At 35.9% G+C, this 21,817-nt stretch carries 23 protein-coding genes and 1 riboswitch; of the genes, 7 read left to right on the top strand and 16 right to left on the bottom strand.

Features of this window, described 5'->3' with window-relative positions:
• Positions 1–9: 9 nt before the first annotated feature.
• Positions 10–1,233: a bifunctional glutamate N-acetyltransferase/amino-acid acetyltransferase ArgJ gene (argJ, locus tag AABL52_RS06790; RefSeq protein WP_341519082.1), complete on the bottom strand. Its 1,224-nt coding sequence runs from the start codon at positions 1,231–1,233 to the stop codon at positions 10–12.
• 10 nt (positions 1,234–1,243) lie between these two features.
• Positions 1,244–2,281, bottom strand: a complete 1,038-nt coding sequence (argC, locus tag AABL52_RS06785; protein ID WP_000861232.1) for an N-acetyl-gamma-glutamyl-phosphate reductase — start codon at positions 2,279–2,281, stop codon at positions 1,244–1,246.
• Positions 2,282–2,504: 223 nt separating this feature from the next.
• Here argC and AABL52_RS06780 point away from each other — a divergent pair, with 223 nt between their 5' ends.
• On the top strand, positions 2,505–2,690 hold the full coding sequence (locus tag AABL52_RS06780; protein ID WP_341519081.1) for a YqzH family protein: 186 nt from the start codon (positions 2,505–2,507) through the stop codon (positions 2,688–2,690).
• Positions 2,691–2,720: 30 nt separating this feature from the next.
• Here the strand turns inward: AABL52_RS06780 and AABL52_RS06775 are convergent, their stop codons facing one another.
• Both AABL52_RS06775 and AABL52_RS06770 read right to left on the bottom strand, forming a co-directional pair.
• Positions 2,721–3,515 (bottom strand): SDR family oxidoreductase, encoded by a 795-nt coding sequence (locus AABL52_RS06775; protein ID WP_097843909.1) that lies wholly within the window; start codon positions 3,513–3,515, stop codon positions 2,721–2,723.
• Between the two features lie 9 nt (positions 3,516–3,524).
• Entirely contained in the window at positions 3,525–4,478 is a 954-nt protein-coding gene (locus AABL52_RS06770; RefSeq protein WP_341519080.1) for an MBL fold metallo-hydrolase, read from the bottom strand.
• Between the two features lie 165 nt (positions 4,479–4,643).
• Here AABL52_RS06770 and proI point away from each other — a divergent pair, with 165 nt between their 5' ends.
• Positions 4,644–5,483 carry a pyrroline-5-carboxylate reductase ProI gene (gene proI / locus AABL52_RS06765; protein ID WP_341519079.1) on the top strand — a complete coding sequence of 280 codons (840 nt, stop codon included), beginning with the start codon at positions 4,644–4,646 and terminating at the stop codon, positions 5,481–5,483.
• A gap of 52 nt (positions 5,484–5,535) precedes the next feature.
• On the opposite strand, the gene sdaAA is transcribed toward proI, so the two are convergent.
• From sdaAA to rnz, 3 genes are all read right to left on the bottom strand, one after another.
• Positions 5,536–6,414, bottom strand: coding sequence for an L-serine ammonia-lyase, iron-sulfur-dependent, subunit alpha (gene sdaAA / locus AABL52_RS06760; RefSeq protein ID WP_000489465.1), 879 nt, complete (start codon positions 6,412–6,414; stop codon positions 5,536–5,538).
• An 18-nt stretch (positions 6,415–6,432) separates the two neighbouring features.
• The gene (gene sdaAB, locus AABL52_RS06755; RefSeq protein ID WP_000877441.1) at positions 6,433–7,092 is read right to left on the bottom strand and encodes an L-serine ammonia-lyase, iron-sulfur-dependent subunit beta; all 660 of its coding nucleotides are present in this window, start codon (positions 7,090–7,092) and stop codon (positions 6,433–6,435) included.
• Positions 7,093–7,838: 746 nt separating this feature from the next.
• Positions 7,839–8,762 (bottom strand): ribonuclease Z, encoded by a 924-nt coding sequence (rnz, locus tag AABL52_RS06750; protein WP_000397451.1) that lies wholly within the window; start codon positions 8,760–8,762, stop codon positions 7,839–7,841.
• 189 nt (positions 8,763–8,951) lie between these two features.
• On the opposite strand from rnz, the gene AABL52_RS06745 reads away from it, so the two are divergent.
• From AABL52_RS06745 to AABL52_RS06735, 3 genes are all read left to right on the top strand, one after another.
• Entirely contained in the window at positions 8,952–9,203 is a 252-nt protein-coding gene (locus AABL52_RS06745) for a DUF3932 family protein (protein WP_000656495.1), read from the top strand.
• Positions 9,204–9,389: 186 nt separating this feature from the next.
• A riboswitch (M-box (ykoK) riboswitch) is annotated at positions 9,390–9,557 on the top strand.
• 326 nt (positions 9,558–9,883) lie between these two features.
• Positions 9,884–12,589 (top strand): magnesium-translocating P-type ATPase, encoded by a 2,706-nt coding sequence (mgtA, locus tag AABL52_RS06740; RefSeq protein ID WP_341519078.1) that lies wholly within the window; start codon positions 9,884–9,886, stop codon positions 12,587–12,589.
• A gap of 111 nt (positions 12,590–12,700) precedes the next feature.
• Positions 12,701–13,402, top strand: a complete 702-nt coding sequence (locus AABL52_RS06735; protein WP_000262361.1) for an MgtC/SapB family protein — start codon at positions 12,701–12,703, stop codon at positions 13,400–13,402.
• A gap of 41 nt (positions 13,403–13,443) precedes the next feature.
• Here AABL52_RS06735 and AABL52_RS06730 read toward each other — a convergent pair whose 3' ends face one another.
• On the bottom strand, positions 13,444–14,682 hold the full coding sequence (locus tag AABL52_RS06730) for a DNA polymerase IV (RefSeq protein WP_001208864.1): 1,239 nt from the start codon (positions 14,680–14,682) through the stop codon (positions 13,444–13,446).
• A 141-nt stretch (positions 14,683–14,823) separates the two neighbouring features.
• Between AABL52_RS06730 and AABL52_RS06725 the strand changes: the two genes are divergently transcribed.
• Positions 14,824–15,024 carry a hypothetical protein gene (locus AABL52_RS06725; protein ID WP_000835313.1) on the top strand — a complete coding sequence of 67 codons (201 nt, stop codon included), beginning with the start codon at positions 14,824–14,826 and terminating at the stop codon, positions 15,022–15,024.
• A 44-nt stretch (positions 15,025–15,068) separates the two neighbouring features.
• Here AABL52_RS06725 and AABL52_RS06720 read toward each other — a convergent pair whose 3' ends face one another.
• Complete coding sequence (locus AABL52_RS06720) at positions 15,069–16,187, bottom strand: tripeptidase T (protein WP_000609805.1); 1,119 nt, start codon at positions 16,185–16,187, stop codon at positions 15,069–15,071.
• Positions 16,188–16,314: 127 nt separating this feature from the next.
• Positions 16,315–16,860: a GNAT family N-acetyltransferase gene (locus tag AABL52_RS06715; protein WP_002072960.1), complete on the bottom strand. Its 546-nt coding sequence runs from the start codon at positions 16,858–16,860 to the stop codon at positions 16,315–16,317.
• 189 nt (positions 16,861–17,049) lie between these two features.
• Here AABL52_RS06715 and prli42 point away from each other — a divergent pair, with 189 nt between their 5' ends.
• Positions 17,050–17,142, top strand: coding sequence for a stressosome-associated protein Prli42 (gene prli42 / locus AABL52_RS06710; RefSeq protein ID WP_000549040.1), 93 nt, complete (start codon positions 17,050–17,052; stop codon positions 17,140–17,142).
• A 77-nt stretch (positions 17,143–17,219) separates the two neighbouring features.
• On the opposite strand, the gene AABL52_RS06705 is transcribed toward prli42, so the two are convergent.
• From AABL52_RS06705 to AABL52_RS06680, 6 genes are all read right to left on the bottom strand, one after another.
• Positions 17,220–17,459: a DUF3894 domain-containing protein gene (locus AABL52_RS06705; protein WP_000281196.1), complete on the bottom strand. Its 240-nt coding sequence runs from the start codon at positions 17,457–17,459 to the stop codon at positions 17,220–17,222.
• 131 nt (positions 17,460–17,590) lie between these two features.
• On the bottom strand, positions 17,591–18,151 hold the full coding sequence (locus AABL52_RS06700; RefSeq protein WP_001146550.1) for a L,D-transpeptidase: 561 nt from the start codon (positions 18,149–18,151) through the stop codon (positions 17,591–17,593).
• A 16-nt stretch (positions 18,152–18,167) separates the two neighbouring features.
• Complete coding sequence (locus AABL52_RS06695) at positions 18,168–19,136, bottom strand: aromatic acid exporter family protein (protein ID WP_000472690.1); 969 nt, start codon at positions 19,134–19,136, stop codon at positions 18,168–18,170.
• A gap of 100 nt (positions 19,137–19,236) precedes the next feature.
• Positions 19,237–19,959: an amino acid ABC transporter ATP-binding protein gene (locus AABL52_RS06690; protein ID WP_341519077.1), complete on the bottom strand. Its 723-nt coding sequence runs from the start codon at positions 19,957–19,959 to the stop codon at positions 19,237–19,239.
• The gene (locus AABL52_RS06685) at positions 19,952–20,611 is read right to left on the bottom strand and encodes an amino acid ABC transporter permease (protein WP_001046922.1); all 660 of its coding nucleotides are present in this window, start codon (positions 20,609–20,611) and stop codon (positions 19,952–19,954) included. The genes AABL52_RS06690 and AABL52_RS06685 overlap by 8 nt, the downstream gene beginning before the upstream one ends.
• Positions 20,612–20,647: 36 nt before the next feature.
• Complete coding sequence (locus tag AABL52_RS06680) at positions 20,648–21,427, bottom strand: transporter substrate-binding domain-containing protein (RefSeq protein WP_097843916.1); 780 nt, start codon at positions 21,425–21,427, stop codon at positions 20,648–20,650.
• Positions 21,428–21,817 lie beyond the last annotated feature (390 nt).

The raw sequence follows: 21,817 nt of genomic DNA, 5'->3' as shown, positions 1-21,817 counted from the left end.
TCCCTCTCCTTATGTACGATAACAAGCGTTTATTTTCACATATTCATAACTTAAGTCACAGCCCCAAGCTGATCCGGTCTCTTCTCCTAAATGTAAATACACATCAATCATAATTTCATGTTCTTTTAATTTCTTTTTCATTTCCTCTTCAGAAAACATTTGGGGTTCACTATTTTTTAACACAGCGATAGATTGAAGAGTAATATCAATTGCATCCGGATGAATCGCTACTTCACTTTGTCCCATACTGCTAATAATTCGCCCCCAATTCGGGTCTTCACCATGTATTGCTGTTTTCACAAGACTCGAACCGACTATTTGCTTTGCAATTTTCTTTGCCTCTTCATTCGTACGAGCTCCTAGCACATTTACTTCTATTAACTTCGTAGCACCTTCACCATCTCGTGCAATTTTTTTTGCTAAATCTTCACATACCTTCTGTAAAGCAAATACGAAAGTTTCCCAATCTGCATGTTCCATATTGATTGGTTTCGTTTCTGATAATCCACTTGCCATAACAATAACCATATCATTCGTAGAAGTATCTCCATCCACCGTAATTTGATTAAATGTATGATTCGTTATTTGTGATAATGCTGTTTGCAATACGTCATGCTCTATATGAGCATCTGTCGTAATAAAACTTAGCATCGTTGCCATATTTGGATGAATCATCCCTGAACCTTTCGCAACACCAGCAATCGTCACTTTCTTCCCATCAATCATCATCTCATAGCACGTTTCTTTCGTTATAAGATCCGTCGTTAAAATCGCTTCAGCAAAAGAATGAGCTTCACTTACTTCCTTCGTGGGGATAAGAGTTACAACTCCCTTTCGAATTATATCCATCGGTAAAGGAACACCAATTACACCTGTTGAAGCTACTGCAACGTAATGTTCTTTCACTCCAAAATGTTCCGCCCCTAATGCACGCATCTCGTAAGCATCTTGTAAGCCTCTCATTCCTGTACAAGCATTTGCATTTCCACTATTGACAATAATAGCTTGTAATTTCCCCTCAGCCGCTATACTTTCTTTCGTTACTTGCAACGGGGCTGCTTGTATTTGATTCGTTGTATAAACAGCGGCACATGATGCCGGCACTTCACAAATGATTACACCTAAATCCTTTTTTTCTTTTTTCAGACCATTTGCAGTACCGATTGCCGAAAATCCTTTTGGCGCTACAATGGAACCATGTTCTAATTTTGTAATAGACTCTACTTTAATCATCATGTCCCCCTTATAGATAAAGCGGCATATGTTGTAAGCCTGTTGTTTCTTCTAGCCCCGCTACTATATTTGCATTTTGAACCGCTTGCCCAGCCGCACCTTTCATCATATTGTCTATAACAGAAACGACTGTCACTCTTCCTGTTCTTTCATCGTAAGCTATCCCAATATCACAATAATTTGAGCCCCTCACTTCTTTCGGACTTGGAAACTCTCCTGGCGTGCGAATTCGAATGAAAGGCGATTGTTCATACGTTTCTTCATATAACCTTTGAAGCTGTTCTCTTCCCATTTCTCGTTTTACTTTCGCATAAAGTGTAATCATAATCCCTCGTGATATCGGTATTAAATGTGTACTAAACGTGATTGGCTTTGTTTCCCTATTCCACTCCGCAAGCATTTGCTCAATCTCAGGAACGTGTTGATGCTCATTTACTTTATAAATACGTAAGTTATCGTATAACTCAGGAAAGTGCGTCATCGTTGTTGGCGTTTTTCCTGCTCCAGATACTCCTGATTTCGCATCAATAATAATGGAATCTTCTTCAATCATGCCGCTACGTACTAACGGTAATATTGCTAATAATGTAGCTGTAGCAAAGCATCCTGGGTTTGCAATTAAATTTGCATTTTGAATTTCGGACCTTTTCCATTCGCTTAACCCATATACAGCTTCCCTAAGAACTTCTTCTTTTGCAGCTGCCCTTTTATACCACTGTTCATATGTCGAAGGATCTTTCATTCGAAAGTCTCCTGAGAGGTCAATTACTTTTAAACCTACTGCTAATAATTTTGGAGTTAACTCTGTTGATACTCCTGCTGGGGTTGCTAAAAATACAATTTCTGCTTTCTTCTTTATTTCCTCCGCTTCAATTTCTTGTAACGTATGAACAAGAACATTTTGAAAATGCGGATATACATTTGTTATACACTCACCAACTTGTGAAAAAGAATGAAGAGATGCTATCGAAAAATATGGATGTTGCTCTAATAACCGAATTAACTCAATACCTCCATACCCAGTTGCTCCAATAATCGCGACTTTCATATGCTCCTCCTCATATCGATTCTTTAAATTAAGTATGATTATAATATTGTATATTTATAGAGTCAATTAAATATTTATAAATTTTATAAACTTAAAAAACTTAATTTTACTAGAAAAATAATATATACAAGCGGATTTTTATACACAAATGGTGCATGGTAGTTTTTTCACTTCACTTCAAGTACAATAAAACAATACATACGTACATATAGGCGGGGAAAACATGCATAGAAAATTAATTGAGAAGATGATTATAAAAAGTTTTCAGCAATATCAATATAATCCTATGTCAAATGAGGATCAGGAAATGCTAATTAAACATATTCAAACGATAATTCATTCAAATACTGAAATTGATGTATACGAGGCAGTTGAGGATATCGTTTACGATTATGTGACTGGAAAATAAAAAAATAGGAGATTTCCATATGGAAATCTCCTATTTTTTACTTAATGATTTGCCTGCAACACGCTCAAATAAACCTGGGAATAGAGCATAAAGTTTTGGACCCATGCCCATCCACTTCGGTAAGTTTACTTCACGCTTTTTCGTTTGCATCGATTTTACGATTTGCTCTGCAACATATGTTGGTTTTAACATGTATCGTCCCATATTTTTCACATATGTACCGGATTGATCAGCTATTTCAAAAAAGTTCGTATCTATCGGACCTGGATTAATCGCTGTTACGAAAAGATTTGTACTAGATAACTCCATGCGTAAACTATTCGTAAACCCTAATACTGCATGCTTCGTCGCAGCATACGCACTCGATTTCGGAGTTGCAATTTTCCCAGCAAGTGAAGCAATATTAATAATATGCCCTTCGTTTCTTTTCAACATATAAGGTAGTACCGCTTTTGTACAAGCTACTAATCCAAATACATTTACTTGGAACATATCTTTCACTTCATCCATTGACGCCTCTTCAAACGTTTTAAAAATACCAAATCCCGCATTGTTTACTAATATATCAATACGTCCTACTTCTTGTAATACCTTTGAAAAAACAGATTGTACTTCCGTCTCTTCACTTACATCTAATACATAGTAATAGCAAGGCGTATTATAAGTTTCTTTAATTTTGTGTGCTAACGCTTTTAATTTCTCTTCTGTTCTAGCCATTAATACTGGAGTCGCCCCCAGCTCTGCAACTTGCATTGCAATTTGCTCTCCAATTCCACTAGAAGCACCTGTAATGACGATTACTTTATTTTGTAAACGTCCCGTCATTGCTGTCACCTACTTTGCATAATAAATCAATTGTTGTGAAGATTCATCAATCATCACTTGTTGATTATATGCTAAAAAGTCTAATTGTCCAACAGTTTCTGAAATAGTAAGTGGCAATTGTTCTTTATATAATACTGGAAATAGTTTTACACATACTTCAAATGCTGTCATTGGTTTTTCCTTTAATAACTCAAGCACTTTAAACGCACGTGTTTCTTGCTTTTGTAATCTCGTTTCAATAAGTTGTTTCACATCTAGAACATCTTCTCCATGTCCTGATAAAATGCGCGAAATATTCATTTCACTTAAACGCTTCAACGTTTGATTATATTGTAATAATGGACGTGCTCTTTCTGTTTGTCCTTCATACGGTGGTTCTAATATGGGATTCGAAGAAATATGACTAATGAGAGCATCCCCACCAATTAATATTCCATCAGATTCTCTATATAATGAAATATGAGTGGAAGCATGACCTGGTGTTTCAATAACTGTAAACCCAGGTAAAGAATCAATACGATCTCCCTCTCTCACAGTATGCGTTAACGATCTATTACAAGAATATTTCAGTGTCCTTGTCGTCAATAACGCCTCGTCTTTTAAAAATGCTGCTGGAACACCAAATTGCAAAGCTGTCTCTCTAAAAAACTCATGATACCGCTTTAAAAATTCTGGATTTTGCGTGATCCAAGGCTCATTCCAAGGGTGTCCAATAATGTTCGTTTTCTCAGAAAATATATTTAAAAGCCCACAATGATCCGCATGATGATGCGTAATGACCACTGTTTCAATATCTTCTATCGTATATCCTAATGCACCTAATTGACTTTCTAACGCACTTCTTGCCCCTTCTGTATTCGTCCCTGTATCAATTAATGTTAATGTTTCCCCCTCAACTAAAAACACATTCACAGTTTCAACTGCAAATGGCACAGGAATCTCCATTCGGTGAATCGCCGTCATGCTTAGCCCCCCTGTCTCTTTCCGGTTCAAAAATGAATACTTCTTCAGTTTACAACTTCTACATATATTTGTCATTATTTTCAGATAAAAAGAGGTGTTTCCTATAAAAAAACGAATGTATGTACATTTATAAGAATTTCTAACCCAATTTAAAGGAGGAACATCATGTCTATTCAAAACATTTCCTTTCTCGGTGCAGGCTCTATTGCTGAAGCTATTATTGGTGGCTTGTTACATGCAAATGTTGTGAAAGGCGAACAAATTACTGTAAGTAATCGTTCTAACGAGACAAGGTTGCAGGAGCTACATAAAAAATACGGCGTCAAAGGTACGCATAATAAAAAAGAGCTACTTACTGATACGACTATTCTTTTTCTAGCAATGAAACCGAAGGATGTTGCAGAAGCTCTTACTCCTTTTAAAGAAGATATACATAATAATCTGCTTATTATTTCGTTATTAGCAGGTGTTTCTACTCACTCAATTAGAAACCTACTTCAAAAAGATGTTCCGATTATTCGTGCGATGCCAAATACATCTGCAGCTATTTTAAAATCAGCTACTGCTATCTCGCCTTCAAAACATTCAACAGCGGAACATATTCGCACTGCCATAGCTTTATTTGAAACGATCGGTCTCGTCTCTGTTGTAGAGGAAGAAGATATGCATGCTGTCACTGCATTATCTGGAAGTGGACCCGCTTATATTTATTACGTAGTGGAAGCGATGGAAGAGGCCGCAAAAACAATTGGTTTAAAAGAAGATGTTGCAAAGTCACTTATTCTTCAGACGATGATTGGTGCTGCTGAAATGCTAAAAGCAAGCGAAAAACACCCTTCTGTTTTGCGAAAGGAAATTACTTCTCCTGGCGGAACGACCGAAGCAGGCATTGAAGTATTACAAGAACATAAATTTCAACAAGCACTTATTTCTTGTATTACACAGGCTACACAACGATCACACAATCTTGGAAAAACATTAGAACAACTAACAAAAGAAAAATAAAAAATAGAGCTCAATCTTACTTGAGCTCCATTTTTTTATAAACATATATTGTTTAGTTATTAGTTTTCCCAAAGATCTCTTCTTGCAGACGGCGACCAGTTGGTGTTGCTGCAAGTCCACCTTCAGCTGTTTCACGAAGTGCTACTGGCATCGTTTGTCCGATTCTAAACATTGCCTCAATTACTTCATCACATGGAATTGTACTCGTTACGCCAGCTAATGCTAAATCAGCTGAAATCATCGCATTCGCAGCTCCTGCTGCATTACGTTTTACACAAGGTACTTCTACAAGCCCTGCAACAGGATCACATACTAAACCAAGCATATTCTTTAATGAAATCGCCATCGCTGTAGCTGCTTGGTCTTGCGTTCCACCAGCCATCTCAACTGCAGCAGCTGCTGCCATTCCACTTGCTGAACCTACTTCAGCTTGGCAACCTCCTGCCGCGCCGGAAATACAAGCATTATTCGCAACAACCATACCGAAAGCTCCTGCTGTAAATAAAAATTCAATCATCTCTTCGCGTGTCGGTTGTAATTTCTCTTGCAGTGCAAACAGTACACCTGGCACCGTTCCAGCAGACCCTGCTGTTGGTGTTGCACAAATAATTCCCATCGCTGCGTTTACTTCATTTGTTGCAACAGCTTTACTCACAGCGTCCAAAATCGTATCTCCAGATAAGCCTTTTCCGCTATTCATATACGCCTGAACTTTTACAGCATCTCCGCCAGTTAAACCAGTTGGTGATTTCACTCCGCGAATACCACGTTCTACTGCTTGCTCCATTACGACTAAGTTCTTTTCCATACCAGCAATTACTTCTTCACGTGAAATACTTCTTGTTTCCATTTCACATTGAATCATAATTTCTGCGATTTTTACATTTTGTTCTTTAGCTTGCGCCACTAGTTCCGCTGCGTTCCGAAACATGGTGTGTCCCCCCTGCAATTATTCCATAATAGTTACTTGACAAATATTTTGTTGCGCGTTTATTTCTTCAATCACTTCATCTGCTAATAATTCATCTGTTTCGATGACCATAAGCGCTCTTCTTCCTTTTTCTTTACGAGAAACACTCATTGTACTAATGTTAATTTCATGTTTCGCAAGGATTGAAGCTACTGCTGCAATAGCACCGAAGCGATCGTTATTTACAATAAGTAGTGCTGGACTCGTGCCTGTTAATTGAAGATCGAATCCGTTTAATTCTACAACTTCAATTTTACCGCCACCAATTGAGCAAGCAACAACTTCAATTTCTTCTTCACCTTTATACAAACGAATTCTCGCTGTATTTGGGTGAGGTGCATTTGCATCTTCTTCAATGAATTCTACTTCGATTTTGCGCTCTTTTGCTATGTCTAGCGCCTCTGGAATACGTAAGTCATCTGTTTCAAACCCTAATATCCCACCAATCAGTGCCACATCCGTACCATGCCCTCGATACGTCTTTGCAAATGATCCATATAATGAAATGCTTACTCTTTCTGGTTCATGACGAAACAGCTGGCGAGCAACTTGCCCCATTCTTGCTGCGCCTGCTGTATGTGAACTTGATGGACCAATCATAACTGGACCAATAATATCAAATACTGAGCGATACTTCATCATAACTCCCCCTAAACCTCTATGAAAAAAATTTTTACTATTCTATTAAGCTACCGAATCGGTTGCTTTTCCAGTTGTACGACGAATTTGTTCCGCTGTACGAATTGGATAGTTTTTGAATAACAGTAAAACAATATATCCTGAAATAATACCAGTTATCCTAATAAAGTAAGAAACTTAGCATTACCTTCATTTTAAAATAGTATAAGCTAATCCAGAATAAAGTCTGGTAGCAATCCAAAGTTTAACACAGAACCCCTTACAAGGATAGCATAAACAAGTGAAACTCCCATTGCTTTCATACCTTTTAGTGCTTTAAATCTACAAGGTGAAAAAAGACTTGGTACAAATAATAGTAATATCCTTCTTATTTATAATTCCCATGTTGCGCTCTCATGATTTAGTCAACTCCACTTGTTACGACAAATAGCTAAAACGCATGTAGCCTACAATAAATTATAATCTGCCCTCATTATAGCTTGTTTTTAATAAAACGCTTACTTTTAATGAATTTTAAAAGTTCTGAATAAAAATCCATTTTTGCTATTTGTACCACTCGTATGTCGTCTGACTTATATAACAGTTTTTCTAAATGATCGGTACTATGTATTTTTATCCTATATCTTCACATCATAAAAATTTTCTGTTTCATCCAATTTAAGCATAAAATGATAACAGATTTATTTTAAATTTTTTTTAGAAATAAAAAAATGGCAACCTTTCGTCACCATTTTTTCACACCATTATTATCTATCTACTGGAAATGATTTCAAATCCGTAGCTATTTCTGTATTAGAAAATAGCTCTCTTGCCTCTTTCCATAATTCCTTATATGTATCTCCTTGATAACGAGAACTAATATGAGTCAATATTAATCGTTTTGCATTTGCCTGAAGTGCAATACTCGCAGCTTGCTTAGATGTAGAATGAAAATAATCATACGCTTGTTGTTCATCTTCTGCCGCAAAAGTTGCCTCATGAACAAGTACGTCAGCGTCTTGTGCCAGCTCTCTACTCGCTTCACAATATCTTGTATCACCTAAAATGGTAATAATTCTTCCCTTTTGAGGCGGACCAATAAAGTCTTTTCCATTTAGTATCGTACCATTTTCTAATTCAACTACTTCTCCATCTTTTAAACGTTTAAAGAGAGGGCCAGGTTTCACACCCATCTCCAGCAATTTATCGACTAAAAGAGCACCTTGTATATCTTTCTCTACGATGCGATACCCAAAACATTCAATGCCATGTGACAATCTTTTCGTTTCCACGTGAAATTCATTATCTTCAAATACAGTACCTTCTTCTGTTATCTCAACAATTTCAAGTGGATATTTTACATGTGTCGTGCTTACTGATAATGCCACTTCAATAAATTGTTTAATTCCTTTTGGTCCATACACTGTTAAAGGTGTAGTCCCTCCTTGAAATGAACGGCTTCCTAATAAACCAGGCAAGCCAAAAATATGATCACCATGTAAATGCGTAATAAATATTTTTTCAATGCGGCGTGGGCGTACTGATGTATGTAATATTTGATGTTGCGTCGCCTCGCCACAATCAAATAACCAAGTCTGTCCTCGTTCTTCTAACAATTGCAAAGCAATTGCCGAAACGTTCCTTCCTTTCGAAGGAACACCTGCACCAGTTCCTAAAAATACAAATTCCACTTTCTTTCCTCCAGCTCTTTATATAATCTACCTTTCATCTTACGGAATGTTATTTCAAATGGCAAATCGAATTTACATAACCAATCATCTAGACAACTATATATCACGAACGTTATACTCGAAAAACTTAGTAATTGTTCGTGTTTTATGTTAAAATGATTATACTACACTTTAAGGGAGCGTTTTATTATGAAAGAAGCATTTCGTTTACAAACTGATTTTTCATCTTCATTTGATCGCTGGGTAAGTTCTTTCGTGTCTGATCACCCAGCACAATTAGAATGGACGACTTTGAAAGAATTAATCCATGAATATACAACAACACATACAAATGATTCGTTACCGACATATATTTCTTCAGCTTTAACATATTACGCACAACGCGTTTCAACAACAAACAGCTCAGAAATTGTTATTTTTGAAAATGCTACAATCTCATAATCTATAATAAAAAGCACTGTAATCAGTGCTTTTTATTTATATTCATTACAGTATTTATTTTCCAAACATCTTTCAAAAAAACTCCACTTATTTCCTACTATATAGTCATCATAAACCTATTTGATTTTTCAAAAAAAGATATTGACACTATAAATTTACAGTGCTAACATTCAAATTGTAATTGAATATGGTCTCTGTTAGGTGAGGCTCCTGTATAGAGAAACGCTGCTGCCCAAAAATGTCGAGAGACGCCAATGGGTCAACAGGAAAGGTCGGAATGAAGGCCTTTTTTAACGTAGCTGGTTTCAGTACCTATGCTATACAGTGCTAAAACTCAACGAGGGAGAGGTGCGTATATTTTGTCATACACAAAAACTGTTTTTATCTATGTTTATAACAGTATTTGTTGTGGACTCTTTTAAATGCGAATTCAGACCTTTACTCGTTTTGAGTAAAGGTCTTTTTATATATACACCTTACTATGAAACAAACATAGCATATTCAGAAACTACTAAATTGTACGGAGGTGAGGAACAGTTGGCAATTGATGATTCGGCCCAGATACCCATATGTTTTACGTTAATATTTCATCATGTAGGTAGGAAAGAAGCTGTTCCTCCTAATTTTAAATAGTCGAGTAACAGATTGTTTCCTCCTTCATGAAAAAGGAGGAACTACCGATGTTAAATTTACAAAGACAAGAAACAAAACATTCTTACAATCAAGATCGTATGAAAACAAATAACGAATTATTGGTGGAAGTCGCAACACAAGATGCAAACAAGGCGTTACAACTTCTAGAAACAACACAAAATGGACTCTCTAAACAAGAAGCTGCTCGTAGACTTACTTTATATGGCCCAAATGAAATAGCTCATAATAAAACAGCACCGTGGTACATTCAATTTCTACTGGCATTTAAAAATCCATTTATTTTTGTTTTATTAGCTCTCGGCGCACTCTCTTTTTTCACAAATGACATACAAGGAACCCTTGTCGTATCTGTAATGGTAATGCTAAGTGCAACGATTCGTTTTTTACAAGAATTTCGTTCTCAAAGAGCTGCTGATCAGTTAAAAGCTATGGTTCGAACAACGGCAAGCGTCTTTAGAATAGATGGATTTGTGCATGAAACAAAAAAAGTAACAAATTTAAAGCAAAATTATACAATGGAAATTCCAATTGAAGAACTTGTACCTGGCGATATTATTTCACTTTCAGCCGGTGATATCGTTCCGGCTGATGTGCGTATTTTATCAGCTAAAGATTTATTTGTGAATCAATCCTCTTTAACTGGGGAAGCACTTCCTGTGGAAAAGTACGAAAACTGCTACCATACAGAGAATAAACATATCTTACCGAAAAATACGAAAAAAAATTACAATCCACTCGATATGGAAAACCTTTGTTTTATGGGTACAAATATTGTAAGTGGTAGTGCAAAAGCTGTTGTCATCTCCACAAGTACCGATACGTATTTCGGCTCTTTAGCAAAAAAGGTACTCGGCAAACGAGTAGAAACAAGCTTTGATAAAGGTGTAAACAAAGTAAGCTGGCTCTTAATTACATTCATGCTTATTATGGCGCCTATCGTTCTTCTCATTAACGGATTCACAAAAGGGGATTGGCAAGAGGCTTTCTTCTTCGCTATCGCAATTGCTGTTGGTCTCACACCTGAAATGTTACCAATGATTGTAACTGCTAATTTAGCAAAAGGTGCCGTTAACATGTCTAAACAGAAAGTAATTGTAAAACAACTGAATTCTATTCAAAACTTAGGTGCTATGAACATTCTTTGTACCGATAAAACAGGTACTTTAACAGAAGATAAAGTTGTACTTGTCCGCCATTTAGATCCTAACGGTAATACATGTAATCGTGTATTACACTTTGCCTATTTAAATAGCTTCTATCAAACAGGATTGAAAAATTTAATAGATAAAGCCGTTATGAAACATACAGAAGAAAACCAGCAGTTTAATCCATCCATTTTTCAAAAACTAGATGAAATTCCATTTGATTTTGCTCGTCGGCGTATGTCTGTCATCGTGAAAGATATTTCAGGTGAACATACAATGGTTTGTAAAGGGGCAGTAGAAGAAATTTTATCTATTTGTAACTACACTGAAGTAGGTGGAAAAGTTGTTTCTCTTACCGATGACATGCGCTCAAATGTAAAACAACTAAGTGAGACATTAAATAGTGAAGGTATGCGTGTTATTGCTGTAGCTTATAAAAAAGATAGACCAATAAATGATACAGAGTACGCGGTACAAGATGAAAATGATATGATTCTCGCTGGATATATTGGCTTTTTAGATCCACCGAAACCATCTGCCGCTACTGCCATTCAAGCATTACAGAAACATGGCGTACAAGTGAAAATTTTAACTGGCGATAACGAAATCGTGACAAGAAAAGTTTGCAAAGAAGTCGGATTAAATATCGGTGAGCCTGTCCTTGGTTACGAAATCGATTCTTTACCTGATAAAGCATTAGCAAAATTAGCCGAAGAAACAACTGTATTTGCTAAACTAAATCCAATGCAAAAATCTCGCATTATACGAGTATTACAAGGAAACGGACACACTGTAGGTTATATGGGAGATGGCATTAACGATGCCGTAGCGTTACGTGAAGCTGATGTTGGCATATCTGTTGATACTGCTACCGATATTGCAAAAGAGTCTTCTGACATTATTTTACTTGAGAAAAGCTTAACAATATTAGAAGCAGGTATTTTAGAAGGACGCACTACATTTGGAAACATTTTAAAATATATTAAAATGACAGCTAGCTCTAACTTCGGAAATGTATTTAGTGTGTTAGTAGCAAGTGCTTTCATCCCCTTCTTGCCGATGCTTGCCATTCACCTTTTAATTCAAAACTTGCTTTATGATATTTCACAACTGTCTATTCCATGGGACAAAATGGATAAAGAGTTTTTAGAAAAACCAAGAAAATGGGATACTGCGAACTTACGGAACTTCATTATTTGTATCGGTCCAATTAGTTCCATATTTGATATCATCACATATGTAGTCATGTGGAACGTCTTCGGTGCAAATACAACTAGCGAACAATCATTATTCCAATCTGGTTGGTTTGTCGTTGGATTACTAACACAAACTTTAATTGTTCACATGATAAGAACACAGAAGATTCCGTTCATTCAAAGTACTGCATCAATACCGGTTCTTTTATTAACCGCTTGTATTATGGCAATCGGAATTTATATTCCATTCTCGCCACTTGGAGCAGCTGTTGGATTACAAGCATTACCACTTAGCTATTTCCCTTGGTTAATAGGAATACTATTAGGCTATGCTTTCTTAGCACAGTTCCTAAAAAAAGTTTATATTAAAAAGTTTCATAGCTGGTTATAAAGTGAAGCTTTCATCAGCCCGCAAATAGCGGGATAAAATTGAGAATGAGCAGGTACTCCCCACTCATTCTCAAAAACATAACATGGACTCATATGTATGGAGGTAACCATGATGGTATGGTATGACATTGTATTAAGATTATTTATCGCAATTATTGTAGGTGCTTGCATCGGAATGGAACGGCAATGGAGACACAGGATGGCTGGATTACGGACAAATGCTCTCGTATCACTTGGTGCCTGTATATTTGTTTTATTATCCGTCATGCTTGATCACGATGCTAGCCCCTCACGTATTGCCGCTCAAGTCGTTAGTGGGATTGGTTTTTTAGGAGGCGGCGTTATTATCCGGGATGGTTTTAGTATTAGAGGGCTTAATACTGCGGCTACTCTATGGTGCGCAGCTGCTGTTGGTACTCTTACAGGCGCTGGTTTCCTCGTTGCAGCTTTATTAGGTGCAACCGGCGTTTTACTAGCAAATATACTACTCCGTCCAATCGCCCTCTTTATGAATCAAAAATCAAAAGAAGAATCACCTGAACAAACGAACTACTTCCTTTCTCTTACTTGTTCAGAAGAGCATGAAACACATATTCGGTTTTTACTTATGCACATGGTAAGTTCTGAAGGCATCGGTTTAAAAGAATTGTATAGTGAAGACGTGGATTCTAAGCAAAAAGTGTGTATACAAGCTACATTACATTGCAGTACAAATGCAGCAGTCTTAATTGAAAAAATAGTGAGTAGAATGCTATTAGAAGCTGGTGTTACTGCAGCTGGGTGGAAAACTTCATTAGATTTAGAAGCAAGTTAAAAATGAAAGGTGTCATGATATGTACAGCTTCATGACACCTTCTACATAAACTTATTTTCTAATTTTTGTTGGAAAGACTTTTCTTGCTTACGTAATAATTGACTGCCTCTTTGTAAAATCGGCATTCCATATTTATCATTAATTTGATCAATAACAGCAAGTAGCGGCTCTTCTTTCGCATCTTCTTCAAATGAAAACAAATCTAATTGTTTCACCGATTCTGTCTTCCACTCTATTTCAGTAGCCGTAACACCTAATAAACGAACGGAATCACCGTCCCAATGTTGCTTCCATAAACGAGAGGCTGCCTGAAAAATATCTCGTTCTTCCCAAATCGCATTTTTCAATTGTTTACTCCGCGTTACTGTCCGCCTATCATGATATTTAATCATAATTTGAATATTATAGCTGACAAGAGTTCGCTTTTGTAATCTTTTACTCACTGATTTTGATAGCCGTTCTAACATATCAAGTAATTCTTTATCTTCATCCATATCCTTTGAAAAAGTCATCGAATTACCAACACTTTTATGTTGTCCCATTTGACTTGGGTCAACTTCCCTATCATCCATCCCTTTTGCCCGTCTTTGTAAATCAACACCATGCTTTCCAATTTTAGCGCGAATGATATGTTCGTTTCCTTTTGCTAATTGCTCAATTGTTTGTATATGAATATCATTTAATTTTTCAGCTGTTTTTTCTCCAATTCCATGCATCGCTCCAACTGGAAGTGGCCAAATCATTTCTGGAATATCTCGTTTTCGAAGCACGGTAATCCCAAGAGGTTTTTTCATATCAGAAGCTGTTTTTGCTAGGAAAAGGTTAGGAGCAATTCCGATGCTACACGGAAGCTGTAACTCTGTTAATAACGCCTGCTGAATCATCTTTGCTATTTCAAGAGGTGAACCGAGTGCGTAGCAATCTGTAATATCTAAATATCCTTCATCTATTGAGACTGGTTGTATTTTTTCCGTAAAACGGGAAAGGATTTGAAACATTTGAAATGAAGCTTCACGATATAATGTAAAATTAGGACGCATTACAACTAATTGTGGACATAACCTTTTTGCTTCCCAAAGAGGCATCGTTGTACGTATTCCGTAGTCTCTCGCCTCATAACTACATGTTACGATAATTCCTTTTCTTTCTTTTTCATTTCCAGCAACTGCTAACGGTTTTCCTTGTAATGATGGGTCATGAGCAATTTCAACAGATGCGAAAAAACAATTCATATCTACATGTAAAATAACACGACCATTTTTCGGATACATTTCTCGCATAGTACTCACCCCTTCAAAGAACATTTGTTCCTTCATTATATCAAATTCATGCAAAATATAATAATTACTTATTCTTTTTATCCTTATTTTTGCTATACTTAATACGGGATATGGATATTATTGTAAAAGGAGTGATATGTTATGAAATCACACAGTAAACTCAACTATACATTTCTCGTTATTATATTAATCATCTTAATTAATTATTTATTACTCCCTATTTTTGATATAAACGTAGCAGGAATCCTTCCAAGTCTACTGGGCATTATAACAACATATATACTGCCATGGATTTTCTTGTATTGGCTGATCCGCCTTGTAAAAGCAATCGAATCAAAATAAAAAGCGTGTAAATCAATTATGATTTACACGCTTTTTCTATTACATTATTTCGCTACTTCTTCAATAATTGCAACAACTAATTCTGCTGTTTTCGCTAATTCCTCAACAGGGATTTTTTCGTTTGTTGTATGAATTTCTTCATAACCAACCGCTAAATTAACTGTTGGAATACCGTGTCCTGCAATTACGTTTGCATCACTTCCGCCACCACTTTGGTGAAGAGAAGGTGTACGACCAATATTTTCAGCTGCACGTTTTGCAACTTCTACAACGTGATCGCCATCAGCAAATTTAAATCCTGGATACATAACGTTTACTTCAACGTCTGCGTGACCGCCCATTTCTTTTGCAGTTGTTTCAAATGCTTCTTTCATTTTCGCAACTTGTACTTCCATTTTCTCATTGATTAAAGAACGCGCTTCTGCAAAGATTTGTACATGATCACAAACGATATTCGTTTGTGTACCACCTTCAAAACGTCCAATATTTGCAGTTGTTTCAGAATCAATACGACCAAGTGGCATCTTCGCAATTGCCTTCGCTGCGATAGTAATTGCAGATACACCTTTTTCTGGTGCTACACCAGCGTGAGCTGTTTTCCCGCGAATAATTGCATTCACTTTCGCTTGTGTTGGAGCTGCAACAACGATTTCACCAACTTTTCCATCGCTATCTAATGCGTAACCGTATTTCGCTGTAATGCGCTCACGATCTAACGCTTTTGCACCAACAAGACCAGACTCTTCTCCAACTGTAATAATAAATTCAATTTTACCATGAGGGATGTTTTTCTCTTTTAAAACACGAATTGCTTCAAACATGGATGCTAATCCTGCTTTATCATCCGCACCTAAAATCGTAGTACCATCCGATACGATATATCCATCTTTAATAGAAGGCTTAATTCCATTACCAGGAACTACTGTATCCATATGAGAAGTAAAGTAAATTGTATCAACACCATCTTTTGTTGCTGGTAATGTACAAATTAAATTACCTGCACCATGCCCAGTAACAGCCATTGTGTCATCTTCAAATACTTCTACACCTAAATCTGTAAATTTCTTTGTTAATACTTTGCAAATTTCTGCCTCAAATTTCGTTTCAGAATCTACTTGTACTAATTCCATAAATTCATTTACTAAACGTTCTTGATTAATCATAAGACTGCGCCTCCTGCACTACCATTATGTATGTAACACTATTAATTATAACAGAATTTCGCAAAAGTTTCGAAATACAAGACAAAAAACAGACGGTTTATATGTCTAGATAACCATCTGCTTTCTATTACTCATTTAACAATACCCAGCGCATATGATCTTCCCATACTCCATTTACCATTAACATCTTCCTAGACACGCCCTCATATTGAAAACCTATCTTCGTCACTACTTGTATAGATGCTAAATTCCGTGGCATAATCGGTGCTTCTATACGATGTAACTGAAATTCTTCGAAAGTAACTTGAATAGCTTTCCTAAGCGCTTCTGTCGTGTAACCTTTATTCAATTCTGCCTTATCTAATTTATAGCCGAGCACACAAGATTGATAAATGCCGCGAACGATTAGATTAAATGAGATACATCCAATAATTTTTGTATCATCACCCTTTTTAAAGATCCAAAGCCTGATGATTTTACCTTCTGCAAACTCTTTTCTATCCCTTTGTAACTTTTTCTTCTGATAATCTAACGTAAAAAAATCATCCGGTCTATACTCTTCCCAAGCTTTTAAAAATTCACGATTTCTGTCGTAATATTGAAGAACTTTTTCAGCATACGACTCATCAATTTCCCTTAAATGTAAACGATTTGTTTCATATATTTTCATCATCGTATCTCCATTCTTCAGCTTGCATAACAAAAAACTTATACTCTATCATTATTATATATTCTCTACATGCATATAAATTTCCTGTTATACTTTACATGCACTTCTCGAATTTTGTCACTTCTCTCCCCTTGTCCACAATATCATTTCTCGTTACAATGATATTGTACTGATTTGCAAGGAGGTTTAACGATGCATAAAAAAGCTCAAAAAGTTATGGTTTATGTAATGCTAATTTCTATGCTTGTAACAACATTACTTGCTGGCGCAAGTATGTTTTGGTAAAAAGGACGATGTGTTCGTCCTTTTTTTACTTTTTACATATAACATAATAAAATAAACCATCTCGATATCGAGATGGTTTATTTTATATAGAGCACAATCGCTACAATACTAAAGGAAAATGACATTACAAGTGCTGTTATAAAACTTGTATATTGTTTCTGCTGAAATGCTCCAATAACAAAAGTAAGATTGAGTAAAGCCATACATACAATTGCTACAAGATAAGAACATATATTAAAAGTTGCCAATATGAATGTAATAACAAATAGAAATCCCATAAAAAATTGCATATACGAAATTTTTGAATTCAAGTACATATGAGCAACCCCTTTATCTAATTTTTACCCCGATTGGTGCGGGCTGATAATCAGCGGGCAAAAACCTTCCACTGATTAAAGTTTCACTTTATCTTTCTATACTCTCATTAACTCATGGTTATGTACACATGTCAAGACAACTTATTACAATAGAAAAAGCCAACCTTTTCGTTGGCTTTTTCATATGCAATGGCTCCTTTTTGTTTTGCCAATTGCTGAAATGATTGTTTCGACTTCACAATCCATACTTTCGTTCCGATTGGAATGCGATCAAATAAATACTCCACATCGTTTTTCTTCATTCTTATACATCCTTGTGAAATATACTTTCCAATTGAACTAGGTTGGTTTGTTCCATGTATTCCATATTTACTTCCATCAGTTCCTCTTGCATTAAATCCAATCCACCTTGACCCAAGTGGATTTTTCGGTGATCCGCCTGGAATATTCTTCGCAATATAATACGGATCCTTCGCTTTCATTACAACATCAAAAGTTCCTTCTGGAGTTAATTCATTTGTTTTCCCTGTCGCTACTGGAAAAACCTTTTGAATCTTTCCATCGTCAATATAAGCTAGTTTATTCGTCGCTTTATTTACAATAATGAAAGGGTCTCCGGCACGTGGATTATCACCAAGAGGCCAAATAGGTGATAAAGAAAGACATAATATGAAAGAGAGAAGATACGGCATAAATAATTCCTACCTTCTATATAAGTTCTTTTATATTATCCTTTCCCTTAAAACGGCTTTTAATGAGTAAATATTGTTCCATTTCATACACAAGTTGAACAAGCTTCGCACGTATCTCAAATTCTTCACGTGTAACTGGCAATGGCATGTCTCTAAATAATTCTCTCATTTCTTGCAGCTGTCTTAAGGAAATAACCCCAGTACTCTCAGGGCTAATAGCATTCCCAATGTTTTCAACCACATCCGCAATCATGTCAGCTTGTTCATATGTCCATGATAAAGAAGCTGCTAGTGGTATCATTCGCTCTAAAATTTCGAATTGCTGCATACGCATATTAAAGTAGCGATAGTAATAGCCATCTTCTCGCATAAATGCGTTCTCAAGTTTCTTAAACGATAAATCCCTTGCTTCATTTAGCATATTTTCAGTTTCAATAAGTTCTGCCCCGCTCCAATTACTTTCTCTGTTTCGTAAATAAACGACCATTTCAAACAAAATTGTTTTAAAATTACTTTCTATTGTATACTGATACTCTTTTAGCTTATTTTCACTACTTGGCATATACATATTCACTAATAAAGCCACGCTAATTCCTATCGTTAATATCGCAATTTCATTTCCAACAATAAGCCATGTAATTTGTTTCAATGAATATAGATGCATCACAATAACTGAACTCGTGACAATACCTTCTTGAATTTTAAGCATAACTGCAGTCGGAATAAATGTAAGTAATAATATACTAATTGCTAGTGGTGTATATCCAACTGTTTCAAAAATACAAAAAGCGAATACCATTGATAATACACAAGCTAAAAAACGATGTAACGATACTTGAAGTGATTTACGTTTCGTATTTTGTACACATAATATAACTAAAATGCCCGCTGAGCTATAAAATTCTAATCCTAATAACTGAGCAATAAAAACTGCTGCGCCTGTCCCTATTGCTGTTTTTACTGTACGGTATCCAATTTTGAACATAGCACTGCTCCTATATGTATAAACGTATTTAAATTTAGTATAAAAAAAGGATGACACAATGTCATCCTTTTCTACTTATTATTCACGCAACCTTTACATATTACAATATTTTTTGTAAAAATTGTTGCGCACGTTCACTTTTCGGTGCTACAAAAAATTCTGCTGGCGCACTATCTTCTACAAGCTTTCCACCATCTAAAAAGAGAACACGATCTGCTACTTCTTTTGCAAATCCCATTTCATGTGTAACAATCACCATTGTCATTCCTGTCGTAACTAATGATTTCATAACTTCTAACACTTCTTTTACCATCTCTGGATCTAGTGCTGATGTTGGTTCATCAAACAACATAACTTCTGGTTCCATCGCTAACGCTCTCGCAATTGCTACACGTTGCTTTTGTCCTCCCGAAAGACGGTTTGGATACGTATCTTTTTTATCTAATAAACCGACCTTTTCTAAAAGTTTCTCCGCTTTCTTTTCGGCTTCTTGTTTCGTTACTCCTTTTACATTGATAGGAGCATACGTAATATTTTCTAATACAGTCATATGAGGAAATAGGTGAAAATGCTGAAATACCATTCCGACATTTTCACGAACGTGCATAATATTCGTTTTCGGATTCGTTACTTCTTCCGTTCCAATCCAAATGTGACCATTTGTCGGTGCTTCTAGCACATTCATACAACGTAAAAAGGTTGATTTCCCTGATCCAGACGGTCCAATAATTGCTACTACTTCCCCTTTTTCTATCGTTGTTGTAATCCCTTTTAATACTTCGTTTTTTCCAAATGATTTATGAAGGTTTTCAATTTTAATCACTTTTCTTCATTCTCCCTTCAATTGCTTTCCCGACTAATGTAAGAATAATGACTAGCATATAATAAATGAGTCCAACAAAAAGTAATGGTTCAAGATATTTAAACGTCTCACCGCCTACAATGTAAGCACGGCGCATTAAATCTGTCGCTCCTATTACTGTTACTACAGCCGATTCTTTCGTAAGTGTCGCAAACTCGTTCACAAGCGCTGGTAATATATTTTTTAATGCTTGAGGGAAAATAATATTTCGCATCATTTTTCCGTAAGGAATCCCTAAAGCCATCGCTGCTTCTGTTTGTCCTTTATCAACCGCTTGAATGCCGGCACGAATTACCTCTGACATATATGCACCTGAATTTAAGCTAAATGCTAATACAGCTGCTACGAATGCTGGTATTTCATAACCAATTATTTGCGGGACACCGAAATAAATAATCATTAATTGCAATACAAGTGGTGTACCACGGAAAATTGATGTATAAAAATCTGCCGCTATATTTAATGCTCGTATTCTAGCAATTTTGCAAAGTGCTAATAACGTTCCTAAAATAAACCCAACTAACGCTGATACTGCTACAATTTTCAAAGTAACTTCTAGGCCTTTTAGTATATATGGTATCGAAGGCGTAATCGCCGAAAAATCTAAGTTCATTCTTTTCATTCCCCTCACAGAAAAGTGAAAGGCAGCTTATTTTTCGCTGCCAAACCATTTCTTCACTAATTTATCCATTTCTCCATTTTCTTGCATTTTTTTAATTACTTTATTAAATTCTGCTGTTTTATCACTGTTTTTCGGAAGAGCAATTGCTGCTCCTACTTCTTCTGGTGCTTCTTTAATTTCAATTCCTTGTAATTCTTTCATTTTTTCTAAATAATTTTTAGCAACTGTATCTTCTATAATTGCTGCGTCAAAACGACCAGCTTTAATTTCTTGTACGATTTCTGGTATACGGTCACGTCCCTCAACTTTGAAATCTACTTCTTTTTTAAATTCTGCTGCTTTTTCTTCTTGAATAGATCCTGTTTGTACCCCTACTTTTTTCCCTTTTAAATCCTCTACAGATTGAATATTAGAATCCTTTTTAGAAACGACCATATTTTTCGCAACAAAATAAATATCTGTAAAATCAACATTATTTTTACGCTCTGCAGTCGGCGTCATACCTGCCATTACGAAATCAACTTTTCCTGAGCTAAGAGATGCTAATAAACCACCAAAATCCATATCTTTCACTTTCACTTCATAACCAAGTTCTTTTCCGATATATTTAGCAACATCAACATCAAAGCCGATAATTTCATCACTTTTTGAAGCTTCCACATATTCATATGGTTTATAATCTGCTGAAGTCCCCATAACCAGTACTTTTTTATTTTTTCCACTAGCCTTTTCTTCCCCATTACTACAAGCGCTGAACATACTTACAATTAAAATAAGTGCAAACGATATTGATAATAACTTCTTCATCTTTCTTCCCCCTAATAATGTATATTTAAAAGTTTAATAGAATATTTATTCGATGTTTGTATTGTATCAGCACTTTTATTTTTATGCAATATATAAAATAAAAATAAATAAAATAACAATGTTAATGCCGTTTGTAATGTATAAAAAAATGCATAAAATAACACAACTATGCATGTCCCATAAAGTGAAACTTTAATCAGTGGGGGTTTTCTTCATCTCCCACTGATTATTAGTTGAACCAATCGGACTTTTATGGGCAGTTGATCCCCCGCCTAACTTCTTTGCTTTCGCTGAATTTTGAGATGGGGGTCTTACTGCCCATTAAAGCGGGATAAATTTTAATGCTAAATAAAAAAAGCGGTACATCCACTTCATCGTGGACGTACCGCC

The organism is Bacillus paramobilis (assembly GCF_038096195.1).
In the GTDB taxonomy this organism is placed as follows: Bacteria; Bacillota; Bacilli; order Bacillales; family Bacillaceae_G; genus Bacillus_A; species Bacillus_A mobilis.
The sequence above is the reverse complement of the archived record's forward strand: the minus strand, read 5'-3'. Positions and strand labels throughout refer to the sequence as shown.

What these genes read in the sequence shown, in the direction of transcription:
- argJ (WP_341519082.1), bottom strand. Translation starts at nt 1,233, where the DNA reads ATGATTAAAGTAGAGTCTATTACAAAATTAGAACATGGTTCCATTGTA.
- argC (WP_000861232.1), bottom strand. Translation starts at nt 2,281, where the DNA reads ATGAAAGTCGCGATTATTGGAGCAACTGGGTATGGAGGTATTGAGTTA.
- AABL52_RS06780 (WP_341519081.1), top strand. Translation starts at nt 2,505, where the DNA reads ATGCATAGAAAATTAATTGAGAAGATGATTATAAAAAGTTTTCAGCAA.
- AABL52_RS06775 (WP_097843909.1), bottom strand. Translation starts at nt 3,515, where the DNA reads ATGACGGGACGTTTACAAAATAAAGTAATCGTCATTACAGGTGCTTCT.
- AABL52_RS06770 (WP_341519080.1), bottom strand. Translation starts at nt 4,478, where the DNA reads ATGACGGCGATTCACCGAATGGAGATTCCTGTGCCATTTGCAGTTGAA.
- proI (WP_341519079.1), top strand. Translation starts at nt 4,644, where the DNA reads ATGTCTATTCAAAACATTTCCTTTCTCGGTGCAGGCTCTATTGCTGAA.
- sdaAA (WP_000489465.1), bottom strand. Translation starts at nt 6,414, where the DNA reads ATGTTTCGGAACGCAGCGGAACTAGTGGCGCAAGCTAAAGAACAAAAT.
- sdaAB (WP_000877441.1), bottom strand. Translation starts at nt 7,092, where the DNA reads ATGAAGTATCGCTCAGTATTTGATATTATTGGTCCAGTTATGATTGGT.
- AABL52_RS06745 (WP_000656495.1), top strand. Translation starts at nt 8,952, where the DNA reads ATGAAAGAAGCATTTCGTTTACAAACTGATTTTTCATCTTCATTTGAT.
- mgtA (WP_341519078.1), top strand. Translation starts at nt 9,884, where the DNA reads ATGTTAAATTTACAAAGACAAGAAACAAAACATTCTTACAATCAAGAT.
- AABL52_RS06735 (WP_000262361.1), top strand. Translation starts at nt 12,701, where the DNA reads ATGGTATGGTATGACATTGTATTAAGATTATTTATCGCAATTATTGTA.
- AABL52_RS06730 (WP_001208864.1), bottom strand. Translation starts at nt 14,682, where the DNA reads ATGCGAGAAATGTATCCGAAAAATGGTCGTGTTATTTTACATGTAGAT.
- AABL52_RS06725 (WP_000835313.1), top strand. Translation starts at nt 14,824, where the DNA reads ATGAAATCACACAGTAAACTCAACTATACATTTCTCGTTATTATATTA.
- AABL52_RS06720 (WP_000609805.1), bottom strand. Translation starts at nt 16,187, where the DNA reads ATGATTAATCAAGAACGTTTAGTAAATGAATTTATGGAATTAGTACAA.
- AABL52_RS06715 (WP_002072960.1), bottom strand. Translation starts at nt 16,860, where the DNA reads ATGATGAAAATATATGAAACAAATCGTTTACATTTAAGGGAAATTGAT.
- prli42 (WP_000549040.1), top strand. Translation starts at nt 17,050, where the DNA reads ATGCATAAAAAAGCTCAAAAAGTTATGGTTTATGTAATGCTAATTTCT.
- AABL52_RS06705 (WP_000281196.1), bottom strand. Translation starts at nt 17,459, where the DNA reads ATGTACTTGAATTCAAAAATTTCGTATATGCAATTTTTTATGGGATTT.
- AABL52_RS06700 (WP_001146550.1), bottom strand. Translation starts at nt 18,151, where the DNA reads ATGCCGTATCTTCTCTCTTTCATATTATGTCTTTCTTTATCACCTATT.
- AABL52_RS06695 (WP_000472690.1), bottom strand. Translation starts at nt 19,136, where the DNA reads ATGTTCAAAATTGGATACCGTACAGTAAAAACAGCAATAGGGACAGGC.
- AABL52_RS06685 (WP_001046922.1), bottom strand. Translation starts at nt 20,611, where the DNA reads ATGAACTTAGATTTTTCGGCGATTACGCCTTCGATACCATATATACTA.
- AABL52_RS06680 (WP_097843916.1), bottom strand. Translation starts at nt 21,427, where the DNA reads ATGAAGAAGTTATTATCAATATCGTTTGCACTTATTTTAATTGTAAGT.